Consider the following 269-nt stretch of genomic DNA (forward strand, 5'->3'; position numbering starts at 1 on the left):
CTCGACGAAAGTGCGCAGGCGAATGGTGCCGTTGAGGATCGCCTTTTCGACGACCGCGGCAGCACGGGCATAGACGTCTTCCTCGGTGAAGGCCGCCTTGGCCCGGGAGGTTTCGCTGATGGCTTCCGCGAGTGTCCCGGTGCAGAGATTGCAGCGACTGATGATCCCGGCCTTATCGAGGTGGATATGGGTTTCGATGAGACCTGCACAGGCAAATTTTTCCCCGGCATCATAATGCGGGGCATCGCAGACGAAACCAGGCGCGATCG

General features: G+C 60.2%; 1 pseudogene. It reads right to left on the reverse strand.

The features are described 5' to 3' along the window. A pseudogene (locus AF337_RS18630) lies at window positions 1–267 on the reverse strand (amidohydrolase family protein); the annotation flags it as partial. Window positions 268–269: the final 2 nt, after the last annotated feature.

It is taken from the genome of Rhizobium ecuadorense, assembly GCF_001187535.1.
Lineage (GTDB): Bacteria > Pseudomonadota > Alphaproteobacteria > Rhizobiales > Rhizobiaceae > Rhizobium > Rhizobium ecuadorense.